Here is a 20,828-nt window from a genome sequence, read left to right on the forward strand (position 1 = left end):
TCGGCGCATGGCCGCCTTCGACCCCTGGTCACCCGCATTCGTCGCCGACCCCTACCCCGCCTACGCCGAGCTCCGCTCCCGCGGCCGGGTGCACTACTACGAGCCCACCCGCCAGTGGCTCGTCCCGCACCATGCCGACGTCTCCGCGCTGCTGCGCGACCGGCGGCTCGGGCGGACCTATCTGCACCGCTTCACGCACGAGGAGTTCGGCCGTACGGCACCTCCGGCCGCGCACGAGCCGTTCCACACGCTCAACGACAGCGGGATGCTCGATCTCGAGGCGCCCGACCACACCCGGATCCGGCGGCTGGTCTCCAAGGCCTTCACACCGCGCACCGTCGAGGCGCTCGTGCCCACCGTGCGCAGGCTCGCGGCCGAGCTCGTCGCGGGGATCACGGACGCCGGCGGAGGTGATCTGCTCGCCGAGGTCGCCGAGCCGCTGCCCGTCGCCGTCATCGCGGAGATGCTCGGCATTCCGGCCGCCGACCGCGCGCTGCTGCGGCCCTGGTCGGCCGACATCTGCGGGATGTACGAGCTGAATCCGGCCGAGGAGACCGCCCGCCGCGCCGTCACGGCATCGCTCGAATTCAGCGCGTATCTAAGGGAGTTGATCAACGAGCGGCGCAGCTCGCCCGGCGCCGACCTGATCTCCGCGCTCATTGCCGCCTACGAGGAGGGCGACCGGCTCAGCGAGCAGGAGATGATCTCCACCTGTGTGCTGCTGCTGAACGCAGGCCACGAGGCGACGGTCAGCACCACCGCCAACGGCTGGTGGACGCTCTTCCGCCACCCCGGGCAGCTCGCCGCTCTCCGCGCCGACCACACATTCCTGTCCACAGCTGTGGAGGAGCTGATGCGCTACGACACTCCGCTCCAGCTGTTCGAGCGGTGGGTCCTCGACGACATCGAGATCGACGGGACGGTCGTCCCGCGCGGCTCCGAACTCGCCCTGCTCTTCGGCTCGGCCAACCGCGATCCCGCGAGGTTCGGCCACCCGGACACCCTGGACCTCGCCCGCGCCGACAACCCTCATGTCAGCTTCGGCGGTGGCATCCACTACTGCCTCGGCGCGCCGCTCGCCCGTATCGAACTGGCCGCGTCCTTCGGCGAGTTGCTCCGCGAGGCCCCGACGATGCGGCTCGCCGCCGAGCCGGAGTGGAAGCCGGGCTATGTCATCCGCGGCGTCAAGGAGCTGCTGGTCGAACTCTGATGCCCGCGCGGCCGGCCCGGGGAACGTACGGCGCCCGGACTCCACCACAGGTCCGGGCGCCGTGCGTTCCCCGCCGGGCGTTCCCCGCCGGGCGTTCCCCGCCGGGCGGGCAGGGTCAGGTCTGCATGTCCCTTCTGCGCAGACCGCCGAGTCCCGCCGCCACCAGTGCCGCCGCCACCGCGGTCAGCAGCAGCACCGGCGTCCAGGTCATCTCCGGGCCCGGCAGCTTCGGCAGGTGGCTGAACGGCGACAGGTTCATCACCGACTCGGGCAGGTCCAGCGCCGGGCCGAGCCAGCCCAGGGTCAGGCAGATCCCGACCACCGCCCAGGACGCCACGGCCGCCTTCGGGAACAGCCCGTACAGCACCACCGCGAGCCCGCCCAGCAGCCAGACCGCCGGCAGTTCGACCAGGACCGCGCCCATGATCGGGCCGAACTCCTCGCCGTGGCCGATCGCCAGCCCCAGGCCGGCCACAGCCATGATCACGACCGCGCCGCCGAAAGCGATGGCGAGGTGGCCCGCCGCCCAGGCGAGCCGGCCGACCGCGTTAGCCAGGATCGGCTCGGCGCGCTGCGAGGTCTCCTCGCCGTGCAGCCGCAGCACGGACGCGACCGTGTACAGCGCGGCGACCATGCCGAACATGCCGATCATCGCCGCCAGGAAGGCCTCGGTCATCCCGGCCTGCCCGCCCATCCGCTCGAAGATCTCCCGGGCAGCCTCGTTGTCGCCGACCAGGTCCGCCGTGCCCTTCGCCATCCCGCCGAAGACGATCCCGGCGAGGAAGAAGCCGACGGCCCAGCCGAGAACGCTGCCGCGCTGGAGCCGCCGGGCGAGCCCGGCCGCGGTGGCGATCCTGCCTTCCGCGGGCCCGGGGCGGGTCGGCAGGAAGCTCATGCCGACATCGCGCCGTCCGGCCAGCAGATAGGCGATCGCACCCTGTGCGACGACCGCGACCGCGAGGAGCAGCAGGACCCACCAGCGCTCGTTCGCGTACGGCCGCACGTTCTCCGCCCAGCCGAGCGGCGAGATCCAGGTCAGTACGGAGGAGCCGTCGTCCGTCGAGGCGTCGCCCGCCGCGCGCAGTACGAACGCGATGCCGAGCACCGCGGCCGTGAGGCCCTTGGCGAGCCGCGCGCTCTCGGTGAGCTGCGCCATGATCGCCGCCATGCCCGCGAAGAGCATGCCGATCGCGCCGATCGTGAGCCCGACCCCGAGCGCGCCGGCGCCGGAGCCGGTCGGTCCCGCCAGTCCGGCGGCGATGATCAGCGCCAGCACCGCATTGGCGACGAACGCCGTCAGCAGCGCCGAGGTCAGCGGAGCCCGGCGGCCCACCATCGCGGAGGACAGCAGTTCCTGACGGCCCGTCTCCTCCTCTTCCCTGGTGTGCCGGACGACGATGATCAGGCTCATCACGGCCGCCAGTACGGCCACGAAGCCGGCGAAGCGCCAGGCGACAAGACCGCCGAGGGAGTCGCTGAAGACCGGGCCGTACATCGCCCGCAACGAGCCGTTGGTGGACAGGGACTCGGCCAGGTCGGCGCGCTTGGCGGCGGTGTCGTACAGCTTCTCCAGCGAGCCGGAGCCGCTGGTGACGACGGCCCCGAGCACCAGGACCCAGACCGGCATCATCAGCCGGTCCCGGCGCAGGGCCAGCCTCAGCAGCGTTCCCGTACCCGCGAGTTGACGGCTTCCGCCGGTGCGCGGGGCGAACCCGCCCGCATGGGTCACGGCGGTCATCGCGACATCGCCGCCTCGGGTGCGTAGTGGCGGAGGAAGAGCTCTTCGAGCGTGGGCGGGGTGCTGGTCAGTGAGCGGATCCCGGACTCGGTGAGCGAGCGCAGCACCGCGTCCAGCTTGTCGGTGTCGACCTGGAGCTTGACGCGCCTGCCCTGTACGTCGAGATCGTGCACGCCGGGCAGCTTGGCAAGACCGTTCGGCGCCCCGGCGAGCTCCGCCGTCACGCTCGTACGCGTCAGATGCCGAAGTTCCGCGAGCGAACCGGTCTCGACGGTCCGGCCCTTGCGGATGATGCTGACCCGGTCGCAGAGGGTCTCCACCTCGCTGAGGATGTGCGAGGAGAGCAGGATGGTCCGGCCGCGGTCCCGTTCGTCCTCGACGCAGCTCTGGAAGACCTCTTCCATCAGCGGGTCGAGTCCGGAGGTCGGTTCGTCGAGGATCAGCAGATCCACGTCGGAGGCGAAGGCGGCGACCAGGGCGACCTTCTGGCGGTTGCCCTTGGAGTACGTACGCCCCTTCTTGGTGGGGTCGAGCTCGAACCGCTCGATGAGGTCCGCGCGTCGTGCCTTGTCGAGGCCGCCGCGCAGCCGGCCGTAGAGGTCGATGACCTCGCCGCCGGAGAGGTTCCGCCACAGGGTCACATCACCCGGTACGTAGGCGACGTGGCGGTGCAGCTCGACCGCGTCGTGCCATGGATCCCTGCCCAGCAGCTGGGCCGCGCCGGAGTCGGGGCGCAGCAGTCCGAGGAGGACCCGGATGGTGGTGGACTTCCCGGCGCCGTTGGGGCCGAGGAAGCCGTGGACCTCACCGGTCTCGACGGCGAGGTCGAGGCCGTCCAGTGCATGCGTCCGCCCGAACGACTTGTGCAGTCCGGCGACGGTGAGTGCCTTCGTCATAGTTCGGAAGGTACAGTAGTTTCACGAACTTATGAAGTTAAGGAAGCGTATAAAGTCGAGGGCGCAGGATGGGTGAGCGGCGAGGGAAGTTGATGAGGCCATGAGCGGCGAGAACAGCACGACGGGGCGGGCCGGGGACGAGGGTGTCTCGCGTTTTGTGGAGCGTTTCGCGGCGGAGCTGACCGATGCCGGTATGCAGCGGATGGCCTCGCGGGTCTTCGCGGCGCTGCTGTCCTCGGAGAAGGGCAGCATGACCTCCGCGGAGCTGGCGGAGCAGCTCCGGATCAGCCCGGCCGCGGTCTCGGGCGCGATCAGGTACCTCAACCAGGTCAACATGGTCAGCCGCGAGCGCGACCCGGGTTCGCGCCGTGACCGGTACGTCCTGCACAACGAGCTCTGGTACGAGACCTTCACCCGCCGCGACCAGCTGTTGTCCCGCTGGGAGAAGGCACTGCGCGACGGCGCGGAGACGCTGGGCCCGGAGACGGCGGCGGGCAGGCGGGTGGCGGAGACGGCGGAGTTCTTCGAGTTCCTGCAGGGTGAGATGACGGGCCTGATGGACCGCTGGCGCGCCCATCGCGAGGCGCGGGGCATGGCCTGAGGGCTGTCCTCACACGGCCCGGACGGGCTGGACACTGCCGGACGGGCTTGGAGTCGAGCCTGTCCGGCGCTTGCGGACGAACCGGCTGCTCCGGGCCCTCCCGGCTCACTACCCGCCCGACGCCACCGCCGCCGACGGCAGCGTCAGCCCCCACGCCCCCGGCCGCAGCGTCCACGTCCGCGTCCGGACCGGGCCCGTGATCATCGCGTCCGCCCGGTAGCGGAAGTCCGCCCCGGACACGGTCACCGTCAGCGCCCGCGCCGTGACCGGCTCCATGTCCGCGCCGTGCCGGACGACCACCTCCGCCCGCCCGCCGCCCGCGCGCACCGTCACGTCCTCCACCAGCCGGTCGAGATCCGTCAGCAGCACTCCGTCCGCCTCCACCCGCAGCCGGTGCGTACGCATCGCGGGCACCGGCGGCGCCGGGCGGACCAGGGTGCGGACCAGCGAGCGGCAGGTGCCCCACACCGTCGCCCCGTTCGCCGCCGCGCCCGCCGCCCGCGCCACCGGGATCGACAGATCCCCCAACACCACGCCGTCGCTCTCGTCCACCAGCAGATCCAGACGCTGTACGGTCCCGTCCAGCACCGCCCGAGCCGCCGCCACCGCACCCCTCGGCACGCCCAGTGCGTGCGCGAGCTCTACGGATGTGCCGACCGGTACCAGCGCCAGCGCCCCGTCGCCCAGCCAGCGGTCCCGGTGCAGCAGGGCCACCGCCCGCAGCAGCGCACGGTCGTCACCGACCACCACCGGCCGCCGCGAGCCCCTGCGTGCCAGTGCCCGCGCAAACTCCTCCGGACTCTCGGGAAGGCAGATCTTCGCCTCCGCGCCGCCACACAGCACATCTTTCGCGATCCGCACGGACTCGCCGTCACTTCGGCGGGCGACCGGGTCGATGACCACCAGTAGCTGGTCGTGAGCCGACACCTCGGTCCTTCCTCGGGTAGCATCTTTGTGCAAGAGCCCCTTGCGCTATTGCGCCAGGGGCTTCGTCTATTCCGGGGCAACCGGTCCGAAGACTCAGGCACGGCTCAGGCCCCCTGACCTTGGTCTTGCCCCGCCCGGAAGGGGTGTACGCCTGTGCCCGCACTTGTGCTGCTCGGTGCTCAGTGGGGTGACGAGGGCAAGGGAAAGGCCACCGACCTGCTCGGTGGATCAGTGGATTATGTAGTGCGTTACCAGGGCGGCAACAACGCCGGCCACACGGTTGTCGTGGGTGACCAGAAGTATGCGCTGCATCTCCTCCCTTCCGGAATCCTCTCGCCCGGATGTACTCCGGTAATCGGCAACGGCGTCGTTGTGGACCCGGCGGTACTGCTCTCCGAGCTGAGCGGGCTGAACGACCGCGGCGTCGACACGTCCAAGCTGCTGATCAGCGGAAACGCCCATCTGATCACTCCGTACAACGTCACCGTCGACAAGGTGACGGAACGGTTCCTCGGGAAGCGGAAGATCGGCACGACCGGCCGCGGAATCGGCCCGACGTACGCGGACAAGATCAACCGCGTCGGCATCCGCGTCCAGGACCTCTACGACGAGTCGATCCTGGAGCAGAAGGTCGAGGCGGCGCTGGAGTCCAAGAACCAGCTCCTCGCCAAGGTCTACAACCGGCGCGCGATCGAGGCCGACAAGATCGTCGAGGAGATGCTCCAGTTCGCTGAGCAGCTCAAGCCGTACGTCGCCGACACCACGCTGATCCTGAACAACGCCATCGACGAGGGCAAGGTCGTCCTCTTCGAGGGCGGCCAGGGCACGCTCCTCGACGTCGACCACGGCACGTACCCCTTCGTCACCTCCTCGAACCCGACCGCGGGCGGCGCCTGCACGGGCGCGGGCGTGGGCCCGACGAAGATCAGCCGGGTCATCGGCATCCTCAAGGCGTACACGACCCGCGTCGGCGCGGGCCCGTTCCCGACGGAGCTCCTCGACGAGGACGGCGAGGCGCTGCGCCGCATCGGCGGCGAGCGTGGCGTGACCACCGGCCGCGACCGCCGCTGCGGCTGGTTCGACGCGGTCATCGCGCGGTACGCGACCCGGGTCAACGGCCTGACCGACTTCTTCCTCACCAAGCTGGACGTGCTGACCGGCTGGGAGCAGATCCCGGTGTGCGTGGCGTACGAGATCGACGGCAGGCGCGTCGAGGAACTCCCGTACTCCCAGACCGACTTCCACCACGCGAAGCCGATCTACGAGATGCTGCCGGGCTGGTCCGAGGACATCACCAAGGCGAAGACCTTCGCCGACCTGCCGAAGAACGCGCAGGCGTATGTGAAGGCGCTGGAGGAGATGTCGGGCGCGCCGATCTCGGCGATCGGTGTCGGCCCCGGCCGCACCGAGACGATCGAGATCAACTCGTTCCTCTGATCCAGGAGTCCGTTTCTGTAGCGCGCCCCGGTTGGCCTTTCGGCCGGCCGGGGCGCGCTGCGTTCCTGTGGACCCGTTCCTAGGGACGCCGGTACTCGCGGGGCGAGTCGCCCGTGTCGAGGAAGGACCGGTTCAGCGTGCTGCCGCTCACCGTCAGAACCGACGACCCGGCCGCCGCGCAGTCGCCGCTCACCACCAGGGAAGGACCGATCACGACGCGGTCCCCCGCCGAGAACAGCGCGGACTTCGACGTACAGGTGCCGCCGCTCTGCGTGGTGGTGAAGGTGACGACCTGGCTGCCCACGGCGCCCTGCGAGACGGTCAGCCGCTGCACACCGGCGGAACTGGTCAGTTGTCGCTCCCAGGAGCCCAGGAACTTGCTCTGGATCATGTCGGAGCCCGCCTTGCGCAGCGTCGAGCTCCGGCCGCCGCTCGCGGTCCACGCGAGCGTCCCGTCGGAGCGCGCTGTCAGGGTCTGCTCGCCGATGGCGGAACACTTCCCGGCGGGCGTGCTGACGGTGACACCGGTGTCGATACGGATCGAACCACCGCCTGCCGCAAGCAGCTTGCCGGTGCCCTTGCACAGATAGCTCTCGCCCACGCTGATGCTCGCGACGACGGTGTCGCCGACCTTGCCGGGGGAGAGGGTGATCCGGCGCTGTGAGCCGGTGTCCGTGCCGTCGCGGAGGACGCTGCCGATCCAGGTCCCGGCATACGCGGCGGGCAGCGCGGCCGGTCCGGCGGGTTTCCCCGACTCTCCCGGCTTCTTGCCCGCCGGGTCCTTGGCCGCGGGGTCCTTCGCGTCGTCGCCGGCGCTGCTCCCGGGCTCGGGGGACGACAGCGACTCCTTGCCCTTGCCCTGTGCGGCCGCGCCAGGCCCTCCTGTGGCCGAACCGCCGCTTCCCAGCCGGCCGGCCACCGTGTCGCCGTCCCCGCGCAGCAGGGTGACGGCGGCAAAGGCCGAGCCCAGCAGCGCGGCCACGGCCACACCGGTGATCACCACGGTCCGCCGGGAGCGCTTCCGCGCCTGGGGGCTGGTGCCGGCGGTGTCGGGTGCGTCGGAGGCGAGGTTGCCCTGTACCCAGGAGCCGTAGGGAGCGGCGGCCGAGGGGGTGCCGGGCGCGCCGCCGGGGGTTACGGGCGCAGGGGCGCCGGGCGCAGGGGCGCCGGAGGTCTGGGGCCACGGGGGCATGGCACCCGGCTGCGGGGTGCCGGGAGTGCCGGGGGTGCCGTAGGTGCCGGGAGTTCCAGAAGTTCCGGGCGTGCCCGGCGACGGCGGGGTGCCGTACACCGCCCGACCGGCATCCGGCGTCGGCGTCGGCGGGTTCGGCACGGCGCCCCTCGTCGGCGTATCGGCATCCAGCAGTGACACCGCGCGCTGCCCGAGCTCGGCGATCAGCGCCGCGGGCAGCCAGGGTGCGGCCGGATCGGCAGGGCGGGTGCGCTCCACGATCTGCTCCGGCGTCGGCCGCCCTGCCGGATCCTTGGCCAGACAGTCCGCGATCAGCTGCCGCAACTCCCCGTCCACGCCGCTCAGATCGGGCTCCGCGCTCACGATCCGGAACATGACCGAGTGAATCCCGGTGTCCGAACGCCCGAACGGCAGCCGTCCGGTCGCCGCATACGCCAGCACCGAGCCCAGCGAGAACACATCGCAAGCAGGACCGACCCGCTCGCCCTGGATCTGCTCGGGCGACATATAGCCCGGCGACCCCACCACCACGCCGGTCTGGGTCAGTTCGTCGGACGGATTCTCCAGCGCGCGGGCGATGCCGAAGTCGATGACCCGAGGACCGGCGATCGTGACCAGTACGTTGGACGGCTTCAGGTCCCGGTGGACGAGACCGGCCCCGTGCACGCTCCGCAGCGCACCGGCCAGACCGTACGCCAGTGTCCGCACCGACTCCTGAGGCAGCGGCCTCTCCCGCACGACGTGCAGCAACGAGGGCCCGGCGATGTACCCGGTCGCCACCCAAGGCTCCGCCGCCTCGGTGTCCGCGTCCAGCACGGGCGCGGTCCACTCCCCGCCGACCCGGCGCGCGGCGGCCACCTCCTGCCGGAACCGGCCGCGGAACTCCGGATTCCCGGCGAGCTCGGCCTTGATGAGCTTGACGGCGACCGTACGGCCGCCCGCGGAACGGGCGAGGTAGACCCGGCCCATCCCGCCCTCACCAAGGCGGCCGAGCAGACGGTACTCACCTATGGAGGGCGGATCCTGGGGCGCGAGCTGTTCCATGCGCCGAACATTACGCAGTCGGTGTGGCGACGCCGAGTTCGGGGCTTACGGGGTCTCGACGCCGGATGATCGCTCCCCAAGTCACCCTGGGGGGTGAACTCTTAAGGGAAGTGGCGGCTGTCTGCCGCCCGTCGATTCGACCCCATTTTTGGCAAATGCCGACCGGATTTCGGGCTTTGAGTAATTCGAACTGCGGGTTTGGCATAGTCAGTTGGCACTTGCGTAGATCGCTGTGCCCGGCGGTACGGTCACCCGGCAGTCGTAAGAACCCGAGAGGAAGAAGGTCTTCATGACCCTCCAGTTAGAGCGGCCCGAGGTGGTATACCACCGGTATACTGTCGTCATGGCTGACACCACCGTCAAGGTTGACCCCGCTGTTCGCGACCGCCTTCTCGTGCTTGCCCGCGAGCGGGGCATGACGATGCGCGATCTCATCGCCGAGCTGGCCGGAGCCACACCCACCAAGGAAGAGCTTCAGAAGCGGTACGAGGCAACGAAGGCGTACTGCGAGACACACTTCGGTGTGACGCTCACGGACGAGGACCATGACAGGGTCGAGAAGATCTGGCAGGACCTCGAGGCCGACCGGCCTGTGGACAGCCTGTGAGCGCATCCACTGCGGTGATCTATGACGAGACCGCCCTGCTCGCGCTCGGTTCGGGCAACCGGCTGGCCTCGCAGTTCATTTCCAATACCGAGCACGGCCCGACCCGGCACGTATTCGTGCCCGCGCTGTGCCTGTTGGCGGCCGACGGTATGCGCAAGGGGCTGGCGGAGCACGTGGGCGCCCTGCCCGCCGCGGAGATCGTGGAGCTGGACTTTGCGGGTGTGGCGGCGGTCGGTGCGTTGATCCGGGATGGGGTGCAGTGGCACCTGGGTCACGCGATCCATCTGTCCCGCCCGACGGTCGACTGGCCGGACGGCCGGTACGTGCTGACCTCGACGCCGGAGCTGTACGCGGAGATGCCGCTCGTACGGACGATCAGGCTGCCCGAAGCGCGCTGACCGCCCACTGGCGCGGGGCCCGGAACCGTCCGGGCCCCGCGCCTTCGCGTCAGGTCACTGCGCCCCGTCCACCCGCCGCAGCGCGCACCGCGCCGGGCCCGCCGCCCGCAGAGTGATCCCGGTGTCCACCGGAACCTCGACGTCGACCGCCTCCAGCTCGTACTCCCGCAGGATCATCGCCAGCGCCAGCACCGACTCCAGCATCGAGAAGTGCTGACCGATGCACGCCCGCGGCCCGCCGCCGAACGGGAACCACGCGTACCGCGGCCGCTCCTTCTCCCGCTCCGGCGTGAACCGTTCCGGGTCGAAGCGCTCCGGATCGTCCCAGTACCCCGGATGCCGGTGCGTCACCCACGGCGCGACGATCACATCCGCGCCGGCCGGGATCGTGTGCCCCCCGACCTCCGCCGCCGCGACCGCCCGGCGGCCGATGACCGGGCCCGCCGGATAGAGGCGCATCGCTTCCTTCAGCACCTGTGTCAGATACGGCAGTGCGTCGAGATCCGCGGCCCCTGGGGTCCGTCCGTCCAGTACGCGTACGACCTCGTCCCGCGCCCGTGCCTGCTGCTCGGGGTGGCGGGCCAGCAGATGCAGCGCGAACGCCAGCGACGTGGCCGTCGTCTCGTGCCCCGCGAGCAGGAACACCAGCACCTGGTCGCGGATTTCGGAAGCGTCGAGGGTCCCGTCCTCCGCGCTCTCGGCCTGGGAGAGCAGGGTCAGCAGATCCTCGCCCTGGGCCGTATCCCCCTCCGCCCGCCGCTTCTCGATGATCCCGTCGCACACCGCGAACAGTTCTTCCATCGCGGTGGCGGCCCGCCGGTTGGCGGGAGTCGGCCAGCTGCGCGGGAAGTTGGCGGGGGAGTAGCCGCGGGTGAGCGTGTACTCCCCGATGATCGGGAAGCATCGCTGCACGACGTCGACCGCCGCCTCGACGTCCGTGCCGAACAGGATGCGGGCAACCGCCCGCAGAGTGAGCCGGGTCGTCTCGTCGACGACGTCCACCGTGGCGTCCGGGGCGGTGCGCCAGGCGGAGAGCAGAGCAGAGGTTTCGGCGGTGACGGCGTCGGCGTAGCCGTCGACCCGGCGGCGGGTGAACAGCGGCTGCACGAGCCGCCGCTGCCGGAGGTAGTCGTCGTCCTGGCTGGTCAGCAGGCCGTTGCCGAACGACTCCCGGACCTCCTGGTAAAAGGCGTTGTCCTTGCGGAAGTTGGCCGATTCCGTCGCCAGCACCTGCTGGGCGCCCTCCGCGGAGAACACCGCGTACAGCTCGGCCCGCAGCCCGGGCGGGCCCGCGGTGATCCTGACGACGTCTCCGTACTCGCGCTGCGCGTTGAGGAAGGTGCCGAGCGAGTCCCGCTTGAGCTCGAACATCGAACCCAGGAGCGGCAGACCCGCCGGACCCGGTACCGCTGTGCCCGTCATCGTCATGGCTTCTCCTCCGTACGGGTTCAGCTCGCCCAGTCGAGGAAGTTCGTCCAGGTGGTGGGGGCGACGGCGAAGGTGGGGCCGTCGGTGACCTTGGAGTCGCGGATGTGGATGGTGTGGGGGCAGGCGGCGACCTCGACACAGTTGCCGGTGCAGTCGCTGCTGTACGAGGACTTGCGCCAGTCGAAGGCCACTTCGATGCACTCGCCACCGCTGCTGTCGCTGTAGCTGGACTTGAACCAGCGCAGGGTGTTGCTCATCTGTGCTCTCCCGCCAACCGCTCGATGAGGCCCAGCGATTCACGAGGACCCAGGGCCTGTGCCCGGATCTTCGCATACCGCTGGGCGAATGTGCTCACCTTTGCGAGGTCCTTGATCAGCAGGCTCTCGAACTGGATCTCCAGGTAGACCAGGTGGTCGTGCTCCGGGGTCTCTACCAGGGTCATTCCGCCGTTGTCGCCCGCGTGTTCGCCGCTCACCCCGCAGTCCAGCGGCAGTACCTGAAGCGTCACGTTACGCCGCCTTGCACACTCCGCAAGGTGCCGCATCTGGCCGCGCATGACCTCCTCGCCGCCGATCGTCCGCCGTAACACCGACTCCTCCAGCACCACCTCGATCAGCGCCACCGGCTCCCGCTCGAACAGCGCCCTACGCGCCATCCGCGCTTCGACCAGCTCCTCCACCCGCCCCTCGCTCAGCGGCGGGTACCCGCCCCCGATCAGCGCCCGCGCGTACTCCTCCGTCTGGAACAAGCCGTGCACGACCAGCGTCGCGTACAGACACAGCCCCACCGCCTTCTGCTCCAGCAGCGCGTAGTTCTTGAACTGCGCCGGGTACTTGTCCAGCCGTACGTACGTCCTCGCCTCCTCGAAGATCCCCGTACCGCCCCCGAGCACCCTCTCCAGCTCGACCAGCATCTGGTCGCTCGCGGGCTGCGCGCAGGTCTCCATCGCGCTCACCGCCGCGCCCGTGAAGCCCATCTCGTCTCCCAGCTGCTCCTGTGTCAGTCCTTTCTGGACGCGCATATTGCGCGCGACATTCGCTACCAGACGCGTCGCCGGACCCGCCGTTTCCTTGTTTTCCGAACGTGCCATTTGCGATCACCGCTTCGACTCAACCGGACTCAACCGGTCTCAACCAGTCCCCGCCGAATTCGACCCGCCTCAAAGGAGGTTCACGCAGGTCAACGTATGCCGGACCCCCTCCTCGCGGTCCTGGAAAACGCTAGCCAAAGTCACTCAGACTGTCCTTGTGGATACGCAAAGTCGCAAAGTAAACCTCGATTGGATTCCGGCTTCCGGATTCCAGCTCCGTAAGGCAGGCGTGCAATTCGACGCAGTCCGCGTCGACGACGAGGACGGCCGCCGCCTCGCCGACCTCCTGGAGAGGATGACCGGGGGCGACCCGGGCCCCGTCGTCATAGAGGCGTACGGGCGACGGTCGGTCTACTTCCTCGTACCGCCCGGGACGACGTCCCACCGGCCCTGGCCGCGTGGTGTCACCCGGTTCAACTCAGGTCCGGCACATGTGAGTTATGTTCCCGTGCCCGCCCTCCGTGGGCGCACCTGGCCGCTCTCATGGCGGTTCCCGCCCACCGGCGAAGGGCGGTTCGTACACCCTCTCCTGCTGTCCAACGCCGCGTCCGCGCTGCTCAGTTGACCCCCGGCGTGTCCGGGACACGTCCCGGACACGACAGCCGGCGACAGGCCGTCGCCACCCTGTCTAGCGTCCAGCCGTATGGACACAACACGGAGAACCATTCTGCGCGGCATGGCCGCGGCCCCCCTCGTGGCGACGGCCGGCGGGCTCCTGGTACCCGCGACGGCGCGCGCAGCCGCCGCGGCGGAACTGCCGGGAGTCAGGCTCTGGATACGCACGGGCAGCAAGGAGGGTGGCGGCACGTCCTACCCGGACGCCATCAAGGGGTTGGGCGATGTGGAAAAACTTCCCCATGCCCCCTTCGGCCGGGTAATGGGGGATCTCAACAGGGACGGCACGTATCGGAGAAGGCCGGACTGGCCGCGGCGGAATTCGCCCGCCGTGGCGCGTGCGTTCACCTGGCGCCATGACGACTTCATCACCCGGGACTGGCGGCCCCAAGGCATTACCACCGACTACGACGGCCACGGCACCGGCGGAAATGTCGTCCTGGTCTCCTGGTACACGATGAAGAAGGCCGCTCATCAGGCCGCACGCATCAGCTTTGTTGATGTGAGCGGTTCGTCCCGTCCGAGGTACCGGCATGTGCTGTTGGTCGAGCCGTACCGGGAGGGCGGGCGGTACAGCTTCCGGCCCGTGACCGTGCACGTCGGGGGGATCGCCTGGTACAAGGAGCGGCTGTACGTCGTGGACACCTATCGCGGTCTTCGGGTGTTCAACCTGGACCAGATGTTCCAGGTGGCGACCGGCGGCCAGGCGACGGATCACTGCGGGCTCCACACCGACAACCGCTACTACGGCTACGGCTGCAAGTACGTCCTGCCGCAGAGCCGCGGGTACGACGACATCGAGCCCGAGATCGACAGGATGCGCTATTCCCAGGTGTCGGTCGACCGCACGACCAAGCCGTACGACACGCTGCTGGTGAGCGAGTTCGTCGACAAGAAGGCGGCATCGCCGGAGGCACGGGCGGTGCGGTTCGAGGTCGAGCCCGACTATGGGGCACTGCGGCACGTTGATCCCGCGACGCAGTCGGTGCTCTCACAGAAGACGTACCGGATCACCAATGGGAAGCAGATCCAGGGCGCGGCCAGCGTCAACGAGACGTTCTACGTCTCCCGCAGCGACGGCCCGTCCGTGTACGGCTACCTGGCCACCGGCCGGGCGTCCGCCACCGATCTGACCGTGCGGACGAGCGGAAGAGTGGTGCGGGGTCCGGAGGACCTGTCCTACGCACAGACCGGCGGGCGACGACTCCTGTGGTCGCTCGGCGAGTACGCGGTCGACGACCAGGACCGGGGCACCCGTCCGCGGTCCCCGTACAACAGCCGCTACGTGTACGCGATCAGACTCTGACCGCATGGCCGGTGGCGGTCGCAGTACGGGATGACGGACCTCGAGGTGTGAGCCTCAGCTCGTCTTCGTGTACGTGAGCGGCGCGCCGCCCGAGCCCACCAGTTCGCGCACGATCGTCGTGTCGTTGGGCATGTTCAGGCGGCTCCACTGGCCCGGTGAGCACTGCTTCGGGTCGCCGAACGTGACCTGGGTCGGCCCGAGTTCGAGGGGCGGGCCCGAGGCGCGGAGGGTGGCCGACCAGCGGCAGTCGTAGTTCGGGCCGGTACCCGTCAGGGTCATGACCTGGGTGCCGGTCGAGCCCTGGGTGATCGTCATGGTGCGGACGTTGGTGCCGTCGGCGGTGTCGAAGGAGGCCTGCCAGGTGCCGACGTACTCCTGGGGGACGCCGCCGGTCCCGGTGCCGGGATCGGTCGGGGGTGTGGTGGCGGGGGCCGTCGGCGGCGAGGTCTGCGGCGAGGGGGACTTCGAGGCCGGCGGCGTGGAGTGGCCGGCACCGGTGTGCTTGCCGTCGCCGCCCATGAACGCGTACACCGAGCCGCCCGCCAGGACCGCGACGAGGAGGGCCACCGCGACGAGGGCTATGGTGCCGCCCTTCCTGCTGGGCGCGGGCGGGGGTGCGTACGGGGCGGGGGCGGGGAGGTACCCGGTCTGGGCGGGGGCGTTGTACGGGTAGCCGTACCCGTACGCCGGGGGTGGGGTCGGCGGAGGCGTGGGCCGCGGCATCGGGGGCTTCGGGGCGGCCGAGGTCATCGTCGGCGGCTGTTCCGGGGCCGGGGCCGGGGTCGGGGCCGGAGGCGCGGCCGGTGCGGGAGCAGCCGGGGCCGCCGGCTGCTCCACCTCCAGCAACTGCACCGCATGGCGGCCGAGTTGGGCGATCAGCGCTCCGGGCAGCCAGGGCTCGCCGTCCGCGTCGGAGGTCGTACGTTCCAGGATCCGCGCGAGCGTCGGGCGGGCCTCGGGGTCCTTGTTGAGGCAGTCGCGTACGAGCTCGAGCAGGCCCTCCGGAAGGCCGGCCAGGTCCGGTTCCTCCTGAGCGATACGGAACATCAGCGCGTGTACACCGCTGTCGGCCGAGCCGAACGGAAGGCGGCCCGTCGCCGCGTACGCGAGGACGGAGCCGAGGCAGAAGATGTCGCAGGCGGTGGTGACGCGGTCGCCGCGTACCTGCTCGGGAGCCATGAAGCCGGGCGAGCCGACGAGCGCGCCGGTGCGGGTGAGACCGCCGTCGGTGACCGTTTCCAGGGCGCGGGCTATGCCGAAGTCGATGACGCGGGGGCCATCGATCGTGATCAGGATGTTGGACGGCTTGAGGTCGCGGTGGATGAGGTCGGCGCCGTGGATGTTCTCGAGTGCGTGCGCGAGGCCGGTGGCGAGGATGCGGACGGAGCGCTCCGGGAGCGGACCGTGGTCGCCGGAGACGACGCTGTGGAGCGCGGGTCCCGCGATATAGCCGGTGGCGACCCAGGGGACGGGGGCCTCGGTGTCGGCGTCGAGCACGGGTGCGGTCCACTCGCCGCCGACGCGCAGGGCCGCGCGTACTTCCTGGCGGAAGCGGCTGCGGAACTCCTCCTGAACGGCGAGCTCCTGGCGTACGAGCTTGACGGCGACGGTGCGGCCGCGGTCGTTGCGCGCGAGGTAGACCTGGCCCATGCCGCCCGCGCCGAGCCGGGCCAGCAGACGGTACTCGCCGATGTGCCGTGGATCTCCCGGTGCCAGTGGCTCCATCGCCGCGCGCCCTTCCCCCGTGCCGGACCTGCTTCGTGCCGGACGTGCTTCCGTTCCGACGGATCGAGAATAGTGCGCGCGGAGGTGGCCCTTGTAGGTCAGAAATTGACCTCATTGACCCCTACCGTCGGACTCACGAACGCAACCCCGTACGCGAGGAGACTGTCATGGCCGTCAAGCCGGTTCCCGAGGGCTGTTCCAGCGTCACGCCGTGGATCATTTCGCAGGACACGGCCGGTGTCATCGACTATCTGAAGGCCGCCTTCGGGGCGGTGGAGCTGGGCCGGACGACCGGCGAGGACGGCCGCATCGGGCATGCGGAGATACGGATCGGGGACGCGGTGGTCATGCTGTTCGACGCGGCGCGCGCCGACTGGCCGCCGACGCCGGCGTTCCTGCGGCTGTATGTCGAGGACGCGGACGCGGTGCACCGGCGGGCGGTGGAGTGCGGCGGCGAATCGGTGACCGAGGTGACGCACCTCTTCTTCGGGGACCGGGTCGGACGGGTGCGGGACCCGTTCGGGAACCTGTGGTGGATCCAGACGCACGTCGAGGATGTGAGCGAGGCGGAGATGGCGCGTCGCCTCGGGGATCCGGTGTTCACCGAGGCGATGGACTACCTCACGAGCGCGGACTTTTTTCCTGGGACTCCGAACTGATGCTGTCGAGACTGATGCTGTCGAGAGCTTTGGAGAGCTGGTCGAGCACTCGCGCCGTCTCGGCGAACTGCTCGGGGCCGAGGGCGTCGGCGAGGCGGGCCGCCAGTTCCGCGTGACCGGGGTCGATCTTCGCGATCGCGGCGCGGCCTTCGTCGGTGGGCCGGAGCAGTTTGGCGCGGCGGTGGGCGGGGTTGGGTTCGTACGCGGCGAGACCACGCTCGACGAGCAGATCGGCGATCCGCTGCACGCTCTGACGGGTGATGCCCATGTCGCGGGCGATCCCGGCGACGGGCAGCGGATCGCGCAGTACGGCTCCGAGGACCTGCCACCAGGCGGCGGTCAGCCCGGCCGGCTTCGCCAACTCCTCGGACACGGCGAGGAATTGGCCGTTCAGCCGGAAGACGCCGAGCGCCGTCCGGCTGAGCAGGTCCTGCTGTTCGCGGCTCATGAGTTCAGGACCTCGAAGGCGGAGGCGTCCGAGTCGTGGAACAGCCGGTACCAGGCGTCCAGTTTCTCGCCCTCGTACACGCCGAGCCGTGCGAAGACCTCGCGGGCGAAGGCGACGGGCTCGGTCGGCCCTGCGGTGATCAGATCCCCGTCGGTGACGGCGTCGGTGTCGCGATAGTGCTCGCCGCCCTTGTAGCCGGTGGCGTCGAGGTAGAAGGAGACGGCGCTGGTGTGCTCGCGATCGTCGAGCAGCCCTTCGCGGGCGAGCCCGGCGGTGGCACCGCAGATGGCGGCGACGGGGATGCCGGCATCGAGGAACTCACGCGCCTTGGCGGCGAAGGGGGCGAGATCGTCACCGGTGTCCCAGAGGTGTGCGCCGGTGAGGATGAGCAGGGCGCTGTCCTCGGGCCGCAGGTCGGCGAGCGCGAGATCGGGCTGGATACGGACGCCGCCCATGGTGGTGACGGGGTCGGTGGTGAGCCCGACGGTCCGCACGGTGAAGCCGTTCTGGGTGAGGTGGGCGGTGGTGTGGCCCGTCTCCCAGTCGGCGTAGGTGTCGTACACGGCGAGATGAACGGTGCGGGTGGTCATGGCGTCCTCCTTGGCCTGATGACAGCAGCCTGTCATGTAGACAGCATGCTGTCAAGAGAACCCGGTCCATCCGGCCTCAGGTCGGGGCTCCGCCCCGAACCCCGCGCCTCAATCGCCGGCGAGGCTTGATTTCCTCCGGTCGGCCTGAATGTTCGGGCCGACCGGAGGAAATTCCAGCCCGTCCGGCGATTGAGGACATGCGGCCGAAGGTCGCATACGGGGTCTGGGGGCTTGCCCCCAGTGCGGGAAGGGGCGGGTAGGGGAACAGGCCCGCCGCACCCGCACCCGCACCCGCACCCGCACCCGCACCCGCACCCGTGCCGCGCACCCCCCCCAGTCGTCCCGGACCCGACACACTGCCCAGGAACCCGCCCCAGGCCATACACCGTGGCCATGTCCGCCCCCACCCGCGCGTCTCTACCCTTGCCCGCATGACCCCTCATCCCGACCCCCAGGCCGGCGCGGCCGTGAAGGCCGCAGACCGTGCGCATGTGTTCCACTCCTGGTCCGCCCAGGGCCTGATCGACCCGCTCGCCGTCGCCGGTGCCGAGGGCTCGTACTTCTGGGACTACGACGGAAACCGCTACCTCGACTTCACCAGCGGCCTCGTCTTCACCAACATCGGCTACCAGCACCCCAAGGTCGTCGCCGCGATCCAGGAGCAGGCCGGCAAGCTCGCCACCTTCGCTCCCGCCTTCGCCGTCGAGGCCCGCTCCGAGGCCGCACGCCTCATCGCCGAGCGGACCCCCGGCGACCTCGACAAGATCTTCTTCACCAACGGCGGCGCCGAGGCCATCGAGAACGCCATCCGGATGGCCCGGCTGCACACGGGCCGCCCGAAGGTCCTGAGCGCCTACCGCTCGTACCACGGCGGCACCGCGACCGCGGTCAACGTCACCGGTGACCCGCGCCGCTGGGCCTCGGACAACGGCACGTCGGGTGTCGTGCACTTCTGGGGGCCGTTCCTCTACCGGTCGCCGTTCTACTCGGAGACCGAGGAGCAGGAGTGCGCCCGCGCGCTCCAGCACCTTCAGGACACGATCGCGTTCGAGGGTCCGGCGACGATCGCCGCGATCATCCTGGAGACGATCCCCGGGACCGCCGGGATCATGACCCCGCCGCCCGGTTACCTCGCGGGTGTGCGCGAGATCTGCGACCGGTACGGCATCGTCTTCGTCCTCGACGAGGTCATGGCGGGCTTCGGCCGCACCGGTGAGTGGTTCGCCGCCGACCACTTCGACGTCGTACCCGACCTGCTGACCTTCGCGAAGGGCGTCAACTCCGGGTACGTACCGCTCGGCGGCGTCGCGATCTCCGGCGCGATCGCGGAGACCTTCGAGACCCGTCCGTATCCCGGTGGGCTCACCTACTCCGGCCACCCGCTGGCCTGCGCCGCCGCGGTCGCCACGATCCAGGTGATGGCCGAGGAGAAGGTCGTCGAGCACGCGGCCCACATCGGCGAGACGGTCCTCGGCCCCGGGCTCCGGGAGCTCGCCGAGCGCCACCCGAGCGTGGGCGAGGTGCGCGGTACGGGCGTGTTCTGGGCGCTGGACCTGGTCAAGGACAGGGACACGCGCGAGCCGCTGGTGCCGTACAACGCCGCGGGCGAGGCGAACGCGCCGATGGCCGCCTTCGCCGCCGCGTGCAAGAAGAACGGCCTGTGGCCGTTCGTCAACATGAACCGGACGCACGTGGTCCCGGCGTGCAACGTGACGGAGGCGGAGGCCAAGGAGGGTCTGGCCGCGCTGGACGCGGCGCTCGCGGTGGCCGACGAGCACACGGCGTAGCCCCCAAGGGGTGCTGCGCCCATGCCTGGGTGAGGGAAGCGCGGAGGCGGCGGCGCTGACGCACGTGTGCCGTGTCCGGGGGACCGGACACGGCACACATCATGAAGCCAAGCGGTTTCAGAGTGTGGGACTACTTCAGGCCCTTGGCTCTGTTCACAGAGGCCATCGCGAACGGGGAGCCGAACGCGCCGCAGGTGGGAGGATTGCCTGCGATGACCGCCGCGTTGCACTCGGCTTCCTGGAGGATGTCGCTGTCGACCTGTGCGATCGTGACGTAGAAGTCTGGAGTGACGGAATCCTCGTCGGCGGGCCCCGCGTGGACGGCGATGCCACAGGCGTTCGCCGGGACATCAGGGAGCTCGGGGCCGAAGACGTACGTACCGCCGCTCGCGGGCCGCTGGCCTACGAAGATCTGCTTATCGGGGGTGAGTTGGGCGATGAACTGGTAGGTCGGAGTCGTCACGGCATCCACTTCTGAGCACGACGCCGTATTTGTCGGACCTTCCGGCCCTGTCGCTCCTGTCGACCCTGTCGCTCCGTCAGCTCCGGTCGGTCCGGTCGGTCCGGTGGTGCCGTCCTCGCCTGTGGGGCCGGTCGGGCCCGTCGCTCCGTCTGCTCCGTCAGCTCCGGTCGGTCCGGTCGGTCCGGTGGTGCCGTCCTCGCCTGTGGGGCCGGTCGGGCCCGTCGCTCCGTCTGCTCCGTCAGCTCCGGTCGGTCCGGTCGGTCCGGTTGCGCCGTCCTCGCCTGCGGGGCCGGTCGGGCCCGTCGCTCCGTCAGCTCCGTCTGATCCGGTCGGTCCGGTCGGTCCGGTTGCGCCGTCCTCGCCTGCGGGGCCGGTCGGTCCGGTGGCGCCGTTCTTGCCCTTGCACTTGTCTCCGCCGCCGCGCTCCACCACGAAGCCGGAGTCGGTGTCGTAGGTGATCCTTTCGCACCTGTCGTTCGCGGACACGGGTGCCAGGTTCGCCCGGGGGCTCGACGCCGTCGCCATCGCCGGGTTGGTGAGGCCCACCATCACGAGGGCCAGCGATGCCATGGCGCCGCCGGTGAGCAGCTTGGTCCGCTGGGGAAACGGGCCGAGGCCGGACCCGCGCCTGCTCTTGGGGCTCATGAAGCGTCCCACTTTCTCTATG

General features: G+C 70.2%; 20 protein-coding genes. 9 read left to right on the top strand and 11 right to left on the bottom strand.

Annotation, left to right across the window (positions count from 1 at the left end):
• Nucleotides 1-7: 7 nt before the first annotated feature.
• Nucleotides 8-1,210: a cytochrome P450 gene (locus OG735_RS22940; protein ID WP_327325049.1), complete on the top strand. Its 1,203-nt coding sequence runs from the start codon at nt 8-10 to the stop codon at nt 1,208-1,210.
• Between the two features lie 115 nt (nt 1,211-1,325).
• Here the strand turns inward: OG735_RS22940 and OG735_RS22945 are convergent, their stop codons facing one another.
• Together OG735_RS22945 and OG735_RS22950 are read right to left on the bottom strand one after the other, a co-directional pair.
• Nucleotides 1,326-2,948 carry an ABC transporter permease gene (locus OG735_RS22945; RefSeq protein ID WP_327325050.1) on the bottom strand — a complete coding sequence of 541 codons (1,623 nt, stop codon included), beginning with the start codon at nt 2,946-2,948 and terminating at the stop codon, nt 1,326-1,328.
• Entirely contained in the window at nt 2,945-3,844 is a 900-nt protein-coding gene (locus tag OG735_RS22950; RefSeq protein ID WP_327325051.1) for an ABC transporter ATP-binding protein, read from the bottom strand. The genes OG735_RS22945 and OG735_RS22950 overlap by 4 nt, the downstream gene beginning before the upstream one ends.
• A gap of 100 nt (nt 3,845-3,944) precedes the next feature.
• Here OG735_RS22950 and OG735_RS22955 point away from each other — a divergent pair, with 100 nt between their 5' ends.
• On the top strand, nt 3,945-4,445 hold the full coding sequence (locus OG735_RS22955) for a GbsR/MarR family transcriptional regulator (RefSeq protein ID WP_327325052.1): 501 nt from the start codon (nt 3,945-3,947) through the stop codon (nt 4,443-4,445).
• Between the two features lie 108 nt (nt 4,446-4,553).
• Here the strand turns inward: OG735_RS22955 and OG735_RS22960 are convergent, their stop codons facing one another.
• Nucleotides 4,554-5,372: a diacylglycerol kinase gene (locus tag OG735_RS22960; protein ID WP_327325053.1), complete on the bottom strand. Its 819-nt coding sequence runs from the start codon at nt 5,370-5,372 to the stop codon at nt 4,554-4,556.
• A 153-nt stretch (nt 5,373-5,525) separates the two neighbouring features.
• On the opposite strand from OG735_RS22960, the gene OG735_RS22965 reads away from it, so the two are divergent.
• Nucleotides 5,526-6,809, top strand: coding sequence for an adenylosuccinate synthase (locus tag OG735_RS22965; RefSeq protein WP_327325054.1), 1,284 nt, complete (start codon nt 5,526-5,528; stop codon nt 6,807-6,809).
• Nucleotides 6,810-6,888: 79 nt separating this feature from the next.
• On the opposite strand, the gene OG735_RS22970 is transcribed toward OG735_RS22965, so the two are convergent.
• Nucleotides 6,889-9,045: a serine/threonine protein kinase gene (locus OG735_RS22970; RefSeq protein ID WP_327325055.1), complete on the bottom strand. Its 2,157-nt coding sequence runs from the start codon at nt 9,043-9,045 to the stop codon at nt 6,889-6,891.
• A gap of 343 nt (nt 9,046-9,388) precedes the next feature.
• Between OG735_RS22970 and OG735_RS22975 the strand changes: the two genes are divergently transcribed.
• Both OG735_RS22975 and OG735_RS22980 read left to right on the top strand, forming a co-directional pair.
• Nucleotides 9,389-9,652 carry a hypothetical protein gene (locus OG735_RS22975; RefSeq protein WP_327325056.1) on the top strand — a complete coding sequence of 88 codons (264 nt, stop codon included), beginning with the start codon at nt 9,389-9,391 and terminating at the stop codon, nt 9,650-9,652.
• The gene (locus OG735_RS22980; RefSeq protein WP_327325057.1) at nt 9,649-10,050 is read left to right on the top strand and encodes a hypothetical protein; all 402 of its coding nucleotides are present in this window, start codon (nt 9,649-9,651) and stop codon (nt 10,048-10,050) included. The genes OG735_RS22975 and OG735_RS22980 overlap by 4 nt, the downstream gene beginning before the upstream one ends.
• 54 nt (nt 10,051-10,104) lie before the next feature.
• On the opposite strand, the gene OG735_RS22985 is transcribed toward OG735_RS22980, so the two are convergent.
• From OG735_RS22985 to OG735_RS22995, 3 genes are read right to left on the bottom strand one after another with little or no spacing between them, the layout of a single operon-like run.
• Nucleotides 10,105-11,472, bottom strand: coding sequence for a cytochrome P450 (locus OG735_RS22985; protein ID WP_442812623.1), 1,368 nt, complete (start codon nt 11,470-11,472; stop codon nt 10,105-10,107).
• 26 nt (nt 11,473-11,498) lie between these two features.
• Nucleotides 11,499-11,735, bottom strand: coding sequence for a DUF397 domain-containing protein (locus OG735_RS22990; RefSeq protein WP_327325059.1), 237 nt, complete (start codon nt 11,733-11,735; stop codon nt 11,499-11,501).
• A complete protein-coding gene (locus tag OG735_RS22995; RefSeq protein WP_327325060.1) occupies nt 11,732-12,568 on the bottom strand; it encodes a helix-turn-helix domain-containing protein in 837 nt (278 codons plus the stop codon). The genes OG735_RS22990 and OG735_RS22995 overlap by 4 nt, the downstream gene beginning before the upstream one ends.
• Nucleotides 12,569-12,725: 157 nt before the next feature.
• Here OG735_RS22995 and OG735_RS23000 point away from each other — a divergent pair, with 157 nt between their 5' ends.
• Both OG735_RS23000 and OG735_RS23005 read left to right on the top strand, forming a co-directional pair.
• Nucleotides 12,726-13,133: a hypothetical protein gene (locus OG735_RS23000; RefSeq protein ID WP_327325061.1), complete on the top strand. Its 408-nt coding sequence runs from the start codon at nt 12,726-12,728 to the stop codon at nt 13,131-13,133.
• Between the two features lie 111 nt (nt 13,134-13,244).
• Nucleotides 13,245-14,489: a hypothetical protein gene (locus OG735_RS23005; protein WP_327325062.1), complete on the top strand. Its 1,245-nt coding sequence runs from the start codon at nt 13,245-13,247 to the stop codon at nt 14,487-14,489.
• 54 nt (nt 14,490-14,543) lie between these two features.
• Here the strand turns inward: OG735_RS23005 and OG735_RS23010 are convergent, their stop codons facing one another.
• Nucleotides 14,544-16,214, bottom strand: a complete 1,671-nt coding sequence (locus OG735_RS23010) for a serine/threonine-protein kinase (RefSeq protein WP_327325063.1) — start codon at nt 16,212-16,214, stop codon at nt 14,544-14,546.
• A 167-nt stretch (nt 16,215-16,381) separates the two neighbouring features.
• Here OG735_RS23010 and OG735_RS23015 point away from each other — a divergent pair, with 167 nt between their 5' ends.
• Nucleotides 16,382-16,873: a VOC family protein gene (locus OG735_RS23015; RefSeq protein ID WP_327325064.1), complete on the top strand. Its 492-nt coding sequence runs from the start codon at nt 16,382-16,384 to the stop codon at nt 16,871-16,873.
• On the opposite strand, the gene OG735_RS23020 is transcribed toward OG735_RS23015, so the two are convergent.
• On the bottom strand, nt 16,836-17,321 hold the full coding sequence (locus tag OG735_RS23020) for a MarR family winged helix-turn-helix transcriptional regulator (protein ID WP_327325065.1): 486 nt from the start codon (nt 17,319-17,321) through the stop codon (nt 16,836-16,838). The two genes, OG735_RS23015 and OG735_RS23020, sit on opposite strands and share 38 nt — an antisense overlap.
• The gene (locus tag OG735_RS23025) at nt 17,318-17,911 is read right to left on the bottom strand and encodes a type 1 glutamine amidotransferase family protein (protein ID WP_327325066.1); all 594 of its coding nucleotides are present in this window, start codon (nt 17,909-17,911) and stop codon (nt 17,318-17,320) included. Before OG735_RS23025 ends, OG735_RS23020 begins: the two co-directional genes overlap by 4 nt.
• Before the next feature lie 431 nt (nt 17,912-18,342).
• On the opposite strand from OG735_RS23025, the gene OG735_RS23030 reads away from it, so the two are divergent.
• The gene (locus tag OG735_RS23030) at nt 18,343-19,698 is read left to right on the top strand and encodes an aspartate aminotransferase family protein (RefSeq protein WP_327325067.1); all 1,356 of its coding nucleotides are present in this window, start codon (nt 18,343-18,345) and stop codon (nt 19,696-19,698) included.
• A 130-nt stretch (nt 19,699-19,828) separates the two neighbouring features.
• Here the strand turns inward: OG735_RS23030 and OG735_RS23035 are convergent, their stop codons facing one another.
• Nucleotides 19,829-20,806 (bottom strand): hypothetical protein, encoded by a 978-nt coding sequence (locus OG735_RS23035; RefSeq protein WP_327325068.1) that lies wholly within the window; start codon nt 20,804-20,806, stop codon nt 19,829-19,831.
• Nucleotides 20,807-20,828: the final 22 nt, after the last annotated feature.

The organism is Streptomyces sp. NBC_01210, from assembly GCF_036010325.1.
Classification (GTDB): domain Bacteria; phylum Actinomycetota; class Actinomycetes; order Streptomycetales; family Streptomycetaceae; genus Streptomyces.